Origin of the sequence: Luxibacter massiliensis, assembly GCF_900604355.1 — a bacterium.
Taxonomy (GTDB): Bacteria; Bacillota; Clostridia; order Lachnospirales; family Lachnospiraceae; genus Luxibacter; species Luxibacter massiliensis.
Genome location: NZ_UWOE01000001.1, coordinates 716,101 through 729,024, shown reverse-complemented (window position 1 = coordinate 729,024; position 12,924 = coordinate 716,101). Strand labels below are relative to the sequence as shown.

8 protein-coding genes are annotated in these 12,924 nt (G+C 48.2%); 2 read left to right on the top strand and 6 right to left on the bottom strand.

Annotated elements, in window-relative coordinates; all coding sequences use genetic code 11:
- Positions 1–128: 128 nt before the first annotated feature.
- From xdh to ssnA, 6 genes are all read right to left on the bottom strand, one after another.
- Positions 129–2,693 (bottom strand): selenium-dependent xanthine dehydrogenase, encoded by a 2,565-nt coding sequence (gene xdh / locus EFA47_RS03555; protein WP_122642042.1) that lies wholly within the window; start codon positions 2,691–2,693, stop codon positions 129–131.
- Between the two features lie 43 nt (positions 2,694–2,736).
- Positions 2,737–4,095, bottom strand: a complete 1,359-nt coding sequence (yqeB, locus tag EFA47_RS03550) for a selenium-dependent molybdenum cofactor biosynthesis protein YqeB (protein ID WP_122642041.1) — start codon at positions 4,093–4,095, stop codon at positions 2,737–2,739.
- A complete protein-coding gene (yqeC, locus tag EFA47_RS03545) occupies positions 4,092–4,859 on the bottom strand; it encodes a selenium cofactor biosynthesis protein YqeC (protein WP_164689912.1) in 768 nt (255 codons plus the stop codon). Before yqeC ends, yqeB begins: the two co-directional genes overlap by 4 nt.
- 73 nt (positions 4,860–4,932) lie before the next feature.
- Positions 4,933–6,312 (bottom strand): dihydropyrimidinase, encoded by a 1,380-nt coding sequence (gene hydA / locus EFA47_RS03540; RefSeq protein ID WP_122642039.1) that lies wholly within the window; start codon positions 6,310–6,312, stop codon positions 4,933–4,935.
- Positions 6,313–6,342: 30 nt separating this feature from the next.
- On the bottom strand, positions 6,343–9,336 hold the full coding sequence (gene ygfK, locus EFA47_RS03535; RefSeq protein WP_122642038.1) for a putative selenate reductase subunit YgfK: 2,994 nt from the start codon (positions 9,334–9,336) through the stop codon (positions 6,343–6,345).
- 96 nt (positions 9,337–9,432) lie between these two features.
- Positions 9,433–10,764 (bottom strand): putative aminohydrolase SsnA, encoded by a 1,332-nt coding sequence (gene ssnA, locus EFA47_RS03530; protein WP_122642037.1) that lies wholly within the window; start codon positions 10,762–10,764, stop codon positions 9,433–9,435.
- Positions 10,765–11,034: 270 nt separating this feature from the next.
- On the opposite strand from ssnA, the gene EFA47_RS03525 reads away from it, so the two are divergent.
- Together EFA47_RS03525 and dpaL are read left to right on the top strand one after the other, a co-directional pair.
- Positions 11,035–11,685, top strand: coding sequence for a helix-turn-helix transcriptional regulator (locus EFA47_RS03525; RefSeq protein ID WP_122642036.1), 651 nt, complete (start codon positions 11,035–11,037; stop codon positions 11,683–11,685).
- A gap of 23 nt (positions 11,686–11,708) precedes the next feature.
- Positions 11,709–12,914 carry a diaminopropionate ammonia-lyase gene (gene dpaL / locus EFA47_RS03520; RefSeq protein WP_122642035.1) on the top strand — a complete coding sequence of 402 codons (1,206 nt, stop codon included), beginning with the start codon at positions 11,709–11,711 and terminating at the stop codon, positions 12,912–12,914.
- The last annotated feature ends 10 nt before the right edge of the window (positions 12,915–12,924 follow it).

Here is a 12,924-nt window from a genome sequence, read left to right as displayed (position 1 = left end):
CTCCCAGTATATATAAACTATTCATTAAGTATTTGTTTATTATACTCCCGACGCGCTTTAAATACTACCTTCTTTCGTATTTCTTAAGCTAAAATTAACTTTATATTTAACCGGCTGTTCTTGTCCCGTTACCTCTTTACTGTCTTTTTTTCATATGGAGTCCCTGTCAGAGGCAGCTTTGTCTGGAACTCTCCGCTCCATTTATAGTAGGCGCCTGCTATGGCAGGGGCTGTTGGTATGGATGTAATCTCCCCAATTCCAATTGCACCATATCCCACATCTACCCCAGGCTTTTCTATAATGATAGATTCCAGAGGGGGCACCTTGTCGGCTTTCAATAATCCCAGGGTCCCAAATCTTGATACGGGATATCCTTCTTTGATCTCATACTGCTCTGTCAGGGCATACCCCATCCCCATCACTACCCCGCCCTCAATCTGCCCTTCTACACTGATTGGATTGACAGCCTTTCCCACATCGTGGGCTGCGGCTATGAGCTTCACAGTTCCGTCCTCATTCAGAACACATACCTGTGTTGCAAATCCATACGCCACATGGGATATTGGGTTGGGTACATCACTTCCCATCTTGTCCGTCTTGGCAAGATATTCTCCCAGATACTCCCTGCCCTCCAAATCTGAAATACCAGTCTCCTGTAGTTCTTTTTTCAGTTTCTGCGCCGCCCTCCTGGCGGCTTCACCAGTAATCAGTGTCTGGCGGGATCCTGATGTGGTGCCGGAATCAGGCGAATCTGCAGTACTCGGACGGCAGTACATAATCTGCTCTGCCGGCAGCTTTAGTGTCTCTGAGACAACCTGCGTGAGCACTGTCCCCAATCCCTGCCCAATACAAGATGCACCTGCATGTATCTCCACCTTCCCATCTTTTACCAGCAGGCGGCACCTGCCCCAATCCGGCAGGCCGACGCCCACCCCCGCGTTTTTCATTGCGCAGGCGATTCCTGCATAGGGTTCTCTCTCATAAAGTTCCCTGACAGCCTCCAGTGTCTCTGCCACTCCTGTGGATGCATCCGCCACCTGGCCGTTTGGAAGCACCTGGCCCGGGCGTATGGCGTTTCTATAGCGGATTTCCCAGGGAGAAATGCCAGCCATCTCAGCCAGCAAATCCAGATTCCTCTCCGAACCAAAGCAGGTCTGAGTTACCCCAAACCCACGAAAGGCCCCTGCAGGCGGGTTATTTGTATATACTGCCTTCCCGTCTATGTCAATAACCTGGAAATTATAGGGCCCTGCCGCATGGGTACAGGCTCTTTGCAGTACAGGCCCTCCCAAGGAAGCATACGCGCCTGTATCTGAAACCACAACTGCCTTCATGGCTGTCAGGTACCCATGTTCGTCACAGGCTGTAGTAATATCCATCCACATAGGATGCCGTTTAGGGTGCACCACAATACTCTCCTGGCGGGACAGTTTGACTTTTACAATCCGCTTCGTCAGATATGCCACCAGGGCGGCATGGTGCTGGACACTGACATCTTCTTTCCCCCCGAATCCGCCTCCCACCAGTTTGTTTTCTACAATCACCTTTTCCCGGGGCAGTCCCAGCATAATGCTGCACTCATACTGGGTATCGTAAGTCCCCTGGTCAGTAGAATAAATAAATACGCCATCATTAAAAGGCATGGCCACCGCACACTCCGGCTCCAGGAACGCATGTTCTGTCCAGGGTGTCTCATAATGCCGCGTAACTGTATATTTGGACTGTGCAATCACTGCATCCGCATCCCCTCTTACAAGATGCTCATGGGCCAGAATATTGCCTGAAGCATGGATTTTCGGTGCCTCCTCCTCCATGGCATCAAAAGGACTGAGCACTGGCTCAAGCACCTCATATTCCACTCTCACAAGGCGCTTTGCCTGTTCTAAAACCTCTGCTGTCTCTGCTGCAACAATACAGATGGCATCTCCCAGATAATGGGTCACTTCCCCCACAGGTATCATAGTATCCCAATCCTGCTTCAGGTGTCCGACCTTGATATTTCCCGGTATATCTTCTGCCGTGAATATGCCCACAACCTGATCCAACGCTTTTGCTTCCTCTGTATGTATGGCAAGCACCCTGGCCCTTGGATATTCTGCGCGCACCGCACTTGCGTATATCATCCCCTCCAGATAAATATCATCCGGGTATTCCCCTGTCCCCAGCACCTTCTCCTTTGCGTCAATCCGCTGCAGTTTCATTCCCACAGGGGCAATCCCTGTATGTCCCCCTACATCCAGATTTTCCCGAAATACCCTGGCCGCCAGAAGGACAGCCTCTATGATTTTCTTATATCCCGTACAGCGGCATATATTATTACGTATGGCCCCCACAACCTCCACAGGAGCAGGATCTGGGTTTCTGTCAATCAGTCCCTTCGCACACATAACCATCCCGGGAATGCAAAAACCACACTGTACGGCCCCCGCTGTCCCGAAGGCATAAGCATATACCTCCTTTTCACGGCTGCTCAGTCCCTCTACTGTCACGATAGATTTCCCCTCCATCTTTGAGACCATGGGTATACAGGCTCTTGTAGGTCTCCCATCCACCAGTACAGTACAAGTACCGCAGGCCCCCTGGCTGCATCCGTCCTTTACAGAGGTCAGATGCAGTACGTCCCGCAGAAAACGCATCAGTTTATCATCCCGCCTGGTTTGATAGTCTCTCCCATTTACATGCACTGTGAACATAGGCCGCCATCCTTTCCACAGGACATCCTGCTGCCCTGAAATCTTATTCTATAATATCTGTCCTTAAATCAATATCTTTCAATTCTTCAGGCTGGGTTTCCACCAATCTGCACCTATCCCTAAACCTGGCTATAATTTCCTTCCCACCTTTGTCCCCTGTCAACCCCATAAGATCCGGGAAAAACTCTTTATCCCACAAAACCGGGTTCCCCATTTCCCCCTCGTGGGCCGCACAAATAATATGCCCTCTGTGCAGGGCCGCCTCATTTAATATTTGCTGGATCGTGGAAATATGCACATTCGGTTGGTCACAGACCGAAAAAAGAATCCCTTCTATTTGAGGATAGCATTTAAGACAGGCCTCTATCCCTTTTCGGATGGAATATGAAATCCCCTTCCAAGGCTCCCTGTTCACTACAGTATAAAATCCTCTCTCCTGGGCCGCCTGTATAATTTCATCATAGCCTGTCACAAAGAATACGGGATATGCCTGAAATGCACACATTCTATCCAATGTATGTTCATATAGCTTTTTCCCGGAAACTACGGCACACAGCTTATTTTCACCGAAACGTACACTGCCTCCTGCCGCCAGGACAAGGATTGCATATTTCCCCCTCATGTATCCAAATCGGGACACTGCTTCTAAAACACCGCCCCCCACTGCACGAGCTTTATCAGAAATAGTAAAACAGTGGGATCTTTCACTTCTCACATCAATATCACCTATTTTCAGGTTCTTACTGACTCTGGCTCCCTGCTGCAGCATCCCCCTTACAACACCGCTCATTTGTGCATACACCTCCGCCCCTCCTGTGCGGGCCACTGCCTGTCCTCTTTCCACCCTGTCCCCAATGGCTACCAAAGGTTCCATCTTGCCATCTTCTGCTGCCCTTATCAGTCTCTCTGTTGTATAGCCTCCCACATTTCCAGGCACCCCGGTGTTGGGAATGGCACTGCCTTTATACAGCACACTTCCCAGCGTATGCCCCCGTTTTGTCTCAACCACACAGTGGCAGTCCTCCCCCGCCGTAAATCCCGGACCCACACCGATTACCAAAGGGGCATCTGTAATTCTAGTACCTAAATTTCTCTTAGCCAGGATCGCATCCACCAGGACATCTGGCTTGTAGTTTATGGAAGCCTCCGCCCTTTCGTCCACTAGAATAGGAATATCTCCTTGCTTCTGTACAATCTCTGCCTCTTCTATTGTATGCGCCAACACGCCTGCCATATCCTCCACCGGAGCCGTCTTTTCATACACGGCCCTGGAAAAAGCCGCCATCCGCCGCACTGTAAGCGGCGTCTCTTTTTCTGTCATTAAAAGCTGATGCCCGCTGTGATATAGCCGTGAGGCAATCCCTGTTGCCAAGTCTCCGGCCCCTCTGATCAAAATTCTCATTGCTCTCTCTGCCTTTCTGCCGCTGTCACAGTTAGGTCGCCAAATCCCTTCTCCCAGGCCATCATGCCTATACGCAGGGCACTTTTTTCCCGGGCAGCATTATCCGCCTTATTTAATACAATTTTATATGGAAGGACTGCAGCCGCCCCCTTCCTCCCGGACTGCCTGCTAAGTGCCAGGGCAGCAATATCTCCCTCCTGCAGAATATCCTCTGTTTTTTTCCCAAGCAGCTCTGCTGCTCTGTCCCCGCGGAAACATACTTCAGAAATTCTTTTTCCAATAGCATCCAGTCCATACACATTGAGTACATGGGTTGTCTGGGGCAAGAGTACTGGTTCATGTCCCGCCGGGGCCTTTATCGGAAGGCCCCGGGCGCCATCCGCTTCGATCAGTACCGGGACTCCATATCCCAGCACCCATTCTAAAAATTCCCGAGGCAGAATACCCATTTTACGGACTCTCCTGTTTATATGGCTGCAAGAACCCCCTCCTTTATCCCTCCCTTCCTGGGACATGCCAATCTGGGGTATGCCAATCCAAGCCATGCCATACTGCCCAAGAAGCTTCTTTACCCCCTCGGGGGATGGTGTGAGGAGGAACCAGGGCAGGTTTTCTACCAGCATATGGGTTGTTGTTGTTACAATTACAGGTATCCCCTTACTTTGATATTCCTCTGCCAACGCCCTTATAAGTGTGGTTTTTCCTCCTGCCCCTATTACACTAACCACAGGGGTTTTTATATTTTCTATCTGAAACGATTTCATAAGAGAATCCTGGATGGCCAGGCCGCAGGATTCAAATTTTTTGACTGTATATAGAACTGACAATTCTTTTTACTTACCTCTCCTCCGGATGTATGCCATGCCTAACATAGCATCCTGTGTTTTCTTCTATGATCTGTCCATTTTCTGCCACAAGCCGTCCCCGTAAAAATACTTTTTCAGCCCTTCCCTTTATCCGGGTCCCCTCCATAGGGCAGTAATCAATATTTGCCTGCTGTGCTTCCCTGGTCATAATCCATTCTGTCTCTGGATTCCATACAACGATGTCCGCATCACTCCCAGGGGAGAGCGTCCCTTTCTGGGGATACAGGTGATACAGCTTTGCCGGGTTTTCTGACAAATACTGGCACATTTGTTCCAATGTAATCCTGCCCTCATTGACGCCAAACTGGTATAACAGTGCAGGGCGCTCCTCCCCTCCTGGCATACCACAAGGCGTACAGGAAAAGTCCTCCTTTCCAGCGCTTTTCTGGGCCAGGCTGAAACTGCAGTGGTCTGTGGAAACAGTCTGTATCTGCCCCTCATCCAAAGCCATCCACAGTACTTCCTGGTCACTTTTTGTCCGCAGGGGCGGTGCAATCATATATTTCCTTCCCTCCCCCTCTGGGAGGGCATACAAACTTTCATCCATGACTAGATACTGGGGGCAGGTCTCTACATAAACCGTCTGTCCGCCCTCTCTTGCCCTTAAGATTTCCTCATATCCCTGAGCCGTACTTAAATGTACCACTATGACAGGGGTATCTACACATTTTGCAATCTTCAGCAGCCTGCTTATTGCTTCCGCCTCTGCTTCCGGGGGCCGTGTCCATGGATAGTCCTCCACATTTTTCCTGTTGCCTTTCTGTCTCGCTACTTCCTCCAGGCGGGCATCCAAAATCCCTTTATTCTCACAATGGACGCCGGCAATCCCTCCCAGCTCTTTCAAACATGACAGCACTTCATACATGGTTTTGTCATCTACCATAGTATCATATGTCATATAGAGCTTAAAGGATGAAATCTCATTTTTAACTATCTCCTCCAATTCCCTGCCCACATCCTCATTCCAGTCTGTAAGTGCCAGATGGAATGCATAATCACAGGAGCACTGCCCGTCTGCCTTTCTGTGCCAGTTGGCCAGGGCCTGGGACAGAGATTCTCCTTTATACTGTGTAGCAAAGTCAATAATACAAGTGGTGCCTCCTGCAGCCTCAGCTTTTGTGCCTGTATCGAATTTGTCTGCGGTTACTGTATTGCATACTTCCAGCGCCATATGGGTGTGGGCGTCAATAAACCCCGGGAAGAGCAGTCTCCCACGCACGTCCTCAATGGCCGCGTCTCTAAATGCCAGTTCTTCCCCAACAGCCAGTATCTTTCCCCCTTTTACCAGAATATCCAGCTGTCTTATCCCGCTGCTGCTTACAATCCTGCCGCCTTTAAATAAACGTTTCATATTTAGTTCCCTCTTTCTATTCTCTATGGACTATGGCAAAATATATGGATATTCCTTTACCACAGCTTCTATCAGGCATTTCAGGCCTTCTGGGAGCCGTGTTTCCTCTCCTTTGGTATAACTAAAACGTTCCCCCAGATACCGTACGGCACAGGTCACATTATCTTTGTCAAGTACAGCAAACCCTTGATTTTTGCTTTCCTCCATATCCCGCTCTGATGCAAATACTGTGAATTTATCCAAATAGGGGGCACTGTCATAAGGACAGAAGCTCCTGCAGTTGCCACACTCATTGCACATAGAGTCTATATGGATAATCTGATGTTTTTCCATCCCCGGGACACGGACTGAAATATTTGCACGGTTTGGACAGACTTCCGTACAGTTCTCGCATATTGCAGAGCAGCTCAAGCAGCGCCCTGTCTCTGCCGCCCCCTCCTGTGCCCCTTTTAAGGTTCCCTTTCTCCCATAAATTCGTTCTTCGTTATTATCGCAGCTATAATCATCAGCCAAGTCTCTGCCTACAATGGCCTCCGCGGCTTTCCTCCCATCACGTATCCCCTCTGCCACAGTTGCCGGGCCGCCCAGGCCATCGCCTACTACATAGATTCCAGGCTGGTTTGTCTCACAGGTTTCCTGGTTCACCACTGCCCTGCCCCATTCATTGACATGGATTTTATTTGTTTTATATAAATCCTCCGGAACTCTCTCACCTACTGCGGCAATTACAGTATCTGCAGGTATCCGGCGTATCTCTTCTGTTCCTACGACACCTCTCCTGCCCGATTCATCATACTCCCTAAGCCTCATCACCCTGCAGTCCAGCAGTTTGCCTGAGAACTTTACAGGAGCCAGCAGTTCCAGAATTTCCACTCCGTCTTTCTCCGCCAGAAGCAGTTCTTCATAATCTGCAGGCATATAAGGCTTTGTCCTTCTGTACACAAGAAAAACTTTCTCCACACCAGATATCCTTTTTGCTGCCCTGGCAGTGTCCATGGCAGTATTGCCCCCTCCAATTACCGCCACCTGCCTCCCAATGTCCAGCTTTCCACCTGATTTCTTGTATTTCCTGAGGAAGCAGAGGGCATTCATTGCCTCGCCTTCTTTAAGTTCTAATACTCCTGGTTTATATGCCCCTACTGCAAATATGACTGCTGTATAGCCTTCTTCCTTTAACTTTTCTGCATTTTCAATTTTGGTTCCATACCGTATATCCACTCCCACTGCCTGCAGGATGGCCACATCTTTATCGATTGCATTACCTGGAATCCTGAATTCTGGGATACTATGTCTGACCACACCACCAAGAGAGTCAGACTTTTCAAACAAAGTCACCTCCATGCCGGCCTTTCTCAGGAAATAAGCTGCGGACATACCAGCCGGCCCACCCCCTATAACTGCGGCCCGGCCTTTTTCTGTGATTGGGGCCGGCGTCACTTTTTGCAGCCATGCGCTATACCCCTCTTTGGCTATTTTTAGCTTCACTGCACGGATATGTACTGGTTCCTCATAAAAATTCCGGGTACATTTACCCATACAATTATGGGCACATATTGTACCTGTAATAAATGGCAAAGGATTTTTTTCCGCAATCACCTGCATTGCCTCTACATATCTGCCCTCCCCCGCCAACTGTAAATATGCCGTAATATCCTGATGAATGGGGCATCCCTCTTCACATGGGGCCATAAAACAGTCGAGCAGCGGGACCGTCTGCCTGATCTTACGGGATATATCAGGCCTCCCACCCTTTATATGGCGGGGACTCGTTTGGGCAGCCTCCGCCAAAGCCTTGGCAGCTGTTTCGTTTACCCTCTTAAAGATAACCCCCTCTTCCTCTACTTCTCCTGCTATCTGGGCCATCCTCTCATATCCCCCTGGCTTCAGCAATGTGGTGGCAACAGTAACAGGCCAGATCCCTGCATCTACAATCCCTTTTATGTTATAAAAATCCGCCCCTCCTGAGTAGGAAATCCTAAGCCTCCCTCTAAATTCCTCAGCCAATTTAGCGGCCAGGGAAATTGACAGCGGGTACAAAGGCCTTCCTGACATATACATCTCATCACTGGGCAGTTCATGGTTCTTTACGTCCACTGGAAACGTATTTGTGATTTTGACGCCAAATTCCAGATTTTTCTCCCTGCATACATCCATCAGGCGGGTGAGCATCGGTACAGCATCCTCGTACTGAAGGTCATCCTTAAAATGGTAGTCTCCAAAGGCAACATAATCATACCCCATATCATCCATAGTCTTTCTGGCAAATTCATAGCCCAGCAAGGTAGGATTACATTTTATAAAAGTATGGAACCCCTTTTCCACAATGAGATACATGGCTATCTTTTCAATTTCCTGGGGAGGGCAGCCATGGAGGGTCGAAATTGTGACAGAATTGCATATCTCCCCCTGTATCCCCTCAATATCCTCCTTTGTGATTTTTTCAAACATGGACAGATGCCCTAGAAGATGCTGCCTGCAGTATTGGAATATTTCTGAATTTCCAGCATTTTTCATAGTGTTTAGAAAATGGTCGATCTTTGGAGACTTTATCCCCTCCAAGTCATACCCCACACTTATATTAAACTGAAAGCCATCCATACTGCCCAATCCAAATTCTTTTGCAAGCACCTTGAGCAGGAACCAGGCCTTAATATACTCCTCCATAGCCTGGGAAACATAGAGCTCTGTGGACCACTCACAATTATAACACTCATCCTCAGCCTTAATACAGGGTTTATTTACACAGGCCGCCAGCTGGGCGCCATCCATAACCTGTACCGTCTTTAGTTCAAAAAAACGGCTACCAGTATAATAAGCCGCCACAATATTCTGCGCCAGCTGGGTGTGGGGACCTGCCGCCGCCCCCACCGGAGTTTCCAGCATACGGCCAAAAATAGTCCGGGCAAACTTGGGATCCCCCTTGTAAGGGTGCCGCTCTCCAAACACTGTGCCATACTTTTTATATTCCACCATAATCCAATTTAATAACTGTCCAAAAGATATTGGGGACATAACATCACTCATGTGTGTAACCCTCCTGATTTATCTGAATATTCTGAAAATGGTGATCAATAGGGACAGTCCCTTTTGCAAAAGGGACTGTCCCCTTTTTACTTTATCTCACCCATTAATCCTTCCCCACAGGCCAGCAGCCGCCTGTCTGCAGTCAGCCATCACTTTGGCCACATCAATATGTAAAAGTTCTCTGTCTCTCATAAGCACTTTACCATTTGCCACTGTTGTAACTACATCCCGGCCATTCATTCCAAATAGTATGTGCCCATTGCTGTTGTCAGCCCCCATCGGTGTAAGGGGATCGTAGTCTACAACAATCACATCCCCGGCCGCCCCTTCCTTCAATACTCCCAGCTCACAGTTAAAGCAGCGGGCGGCAATCTGCGCATTCCCTTCAAAGAGCATCTGGGGAACTTCTGACCATGCCGCCGTGGGGTCACAGAGATGATGTTTATGGAGCATATTGGCCGCCTTATAGGATTCCGTCATATCATGTGTATACCCATCTGTGCCCAGTCCTATGAGTATCCCCCTGTGCGCCATTTCCATGGCCGGCGGGCACCCACAGGCATTGCCCATATTGGATTCTGGATTATGCACAACCATTGTATTCGTATCCTTAATTAAATCCATCTCATGGCTATTGATATAAATACAGTGCCCCAATACTGTTTTTTCCCCCAATATCCCGCAATCCATAAGGCGGTCTAATATTCTTTTTCCGTAATGCGCCAGGCAGTGATGCAAATCCTCTATCCCTTCGGCAACATGAATATGGTAACCCACACCTTCCGGTTTATTAGATGCCGCCAGCTCCATTGTTTCATCTGAAACAGTAAACTGTGCGTGCATCCCCATCATACCGGCAATCATACCGCCGCCATCTGCCTGGGCATGTCTGATAAACTCTGCATTTTCCATGACAGATGCCCTGGCTTTCTCTTTTCCATCCCGGTCTGAGACCTCATAACAGAGGCAGGAACGTACCCCCGTCTCTCTGGCAGCTTTTTCGATCTCAAACAGGGAACCCCCTACTGCCCCAAAGCTGGCATGATGGTCAAAAATAGTAGTTACACCATTTTTGATACAGTCAATGTAAGTTGCCATTGCACTCAGATATGTATCTTGAAGTGTCAGTTTTCTGTCAATTGCCCACCACATTCCATCCAATATATCCAGAAACCCCTTCGGATTATATCCTTTGACTGAAAGTCCCCTTGCAAATGCACTGTAAATATGCTCATGTGCATTGATAAAGGCTGGCATAATAACCTTTCCGCCTGTATCTATGTACTCTGCCCCTGGATATGCATCCTTCACCGCATCCAGTCCGCCCACCATCTTTATGATATTCCCTTCAATAGCAACTGCACCCTTTTCTATATATGGATTTGCCTTATCCCTTGTGATTACCCTCCCATTCCCCAAAATCAGCATACCACACCTCTCCTTTTTTCGATATTAATTTTGTATATTCTTTAACAAAATAACCCATATTTTTTCTCACACATATTTTTAACACCCTATGTTGTCTATAGAATATCATCAATATTTGATAATTGCAATACAAATCCTAAAAGTTTTTAAGGCTACCTAATTTTTTTTAAGGAAAAGTATTGCTTTTAAATATTTTTATGCTATGATGAGCTTACAGGCAAAAGTTTTGGGGTAATTTCCCAAACTCATAACGCGAAAGGATTGATGACTTTGAGCCAAAGACTGGAACTCCTCAAACAGATCGCCCACGGCCTGGCCGTACAATTTGGCAGCTCGTGTGAGATCGTTATTCATGATTTAAAGAAGCTAGAGCTGGAAAGCTCCATTGTCTACATTGAAAACGGGCATGTATCCAATAGAAAACTGGGAGACGGGCCATCCAGTGTAGTATTTGAAACCTTAAACAGTGATGCCTCAAAGGTACAAGACCGGCTCTCCTACCTTACCAAGACTGAAGATGGACGCATCTTAAAGTCCAGCACCATGTTCATCAGGGAAGAGGATAATCATATTTCTTATATTTTCTCTCTGAATTATGATATTACCGCGCTGCTCACTGTAGAGTCAGCTATTTCATCTCTGATCCGTACAGAACCCAAAAAGGAAGAGGGCCAAAATACACAGCCACAGACTATTACACATAATGTAAATGAACTGCTTGACACCTTGATAGAGCAGGCCCTGTCTCTTGTGGGCAAGCCAGTGGCCCTGATGAATAAAGATGACAAAGTTACTGTTGTCCAGTATCTGAACAATGCAGGTGCTTTTCTGATTACCAAATCCGGTGACAAAGTTGCCTCCCTTCTGGGGATTTCGAAGTTTACTCTCTACAGCTATATGGACGCCGGCAAAGAATCATGAACATAAAAGGAGGTTTTTACACCATGGAGACAATTAAATGGGCCATAAACCATATGCCTAAAACGGAGGATGCGCAGTTAAAAGTCATGGCTCTTTCAGAAGTCAAAAAAGCCCGGGCCTTTCATGAGAGTTTTCCCCAATACAGCGTGACACCTCTTGTCCGCCTTGGGAACATGGCCTCACGGCTTGGGTTAAAGGATATCTATGTCAAGGATGAATCTTACCGCTTTGGGTTAAATGCATTTAAAGTCCTAGGCGGCTCCTTTGCAGTGGCCCGCTATATAGCGCAAAAAACAGGAAAGGATGTTTCAGAGCTTCCATACAATATCCTCACTTCCCCAAAGTTAAAAGAAGAATTTGGCCAGGCCACCTTTTTTACAGCTACTGACGGAAACCATGGACGGGGTGTTGCCTGGGCCGCAAATAAATTGGGCCAAAAGTCTGTGGTGCTTATGCCAAAGGGGACTACCCCTGCCCGGTTAAATCACATTTTAGCCGAGGGGGCAAAAGCTTCCATTGAAGAATATAATTATGACCAGTGCGTACGTATGGCTGCAGATATGGCCTCCAGGACAGAGAATGGGATCATGGTACAGGATACGGCCTGGGATGGCTACGAGGAAATCCCGGCCTGGATCATGCAGGGATATGGCACCATGGCTGCCGAGGCAGATGACCAGCTCCATGGCATGGACTGCCAACGCCCCACCCATGTATTCATACAGGCCGGCGTCGGCTCTCTTGCAGGCGCAGTTCAAGGGTATTTTGCCAACCGCTATCCTGAAAATCCGCCCAAGGTCATTGTAGTAGAGGCCAGCGCCGCTGCTTGTCTGTACAAAGGGGCCATCCACGGAGACGGCAGTATCCAGATGGTCGGCGGGGATATGGCCACAATCATGGCCGGACTGGCCTGTGGCGAACCCAACACCATCTCCTGGGATATCCTGAAGAACCATGCAGACACATTTATTTCAATTCCTGACTGGGCGGCAGCTAAGGGCATGCGTATGCTGGCGGCACCAATAAAAGGGGATGCGCCCATAACCTCCGGCGAATCAGGGGCAGCTCCTTTTGGGGCATTGGCCTGTATCATGTGTATGGATGAATACCAGGAACTAAAAAAACTCCTGGGGTTAGATGAACAGTCGAAAGTACTTCTCTTCTCCACAGAGGGCAATACCGACCCAGAAAGATATGAGTCAATTGTGTGGGATGGAAATACCTACTAATAAATATCTG

Excerpts from the sequence above, each read along its gene's own strand:
- xdh (WP_122642042.1), bottom strand. The coding sequence starts at position 2,693 with ATGTTCACAGTGCATGTAAATGGGAGAGACTATCAAACCAGGCGGGAT.
- yqeB (WP_122642041.1), bottom strand. The coding sequence starts at position 4,095 with ATGAGAATTTTGATCAGAGGGGCCGGAGACTTGGCAACAGGGATTGCC.
- ssnA (WP_122642037.1), bottom strand. The coding sequence starts at position 10,764 with ATGCTGATTTTGGGGAATGGGAGGGTAATCACAAGGGATAAGGCAAAT.
- yqeC (WP_164689912.1), bottom strand. The coding sequence starts at position 4,859 with ATGAAATCGTTTCAGATAGAAAATATAAAAACCCCTGTGGTTAGTGTA.
- ygfK (WP_122642038.1), bottom strand. The coding sequence starts at position 9,336 with ATGAGTGATGTTATGTCCCCAATATCTTTTGGACAGTTATTAAATTGG.
- dpaL (WP_122642035.1), top strand. The coding sequence starts at position 11,709 with ATGGAGACAATTAAATGGGCCATAAACCATATGCCTAAAACGGAGGAT.
- hydA (WP_122642039.1), bottom strand. The coding sequence starts at position 6,312 with ATGAAACGTTTATTTAAAGGCGGCAGGATTGTAAGCAGCAGCGGGATA.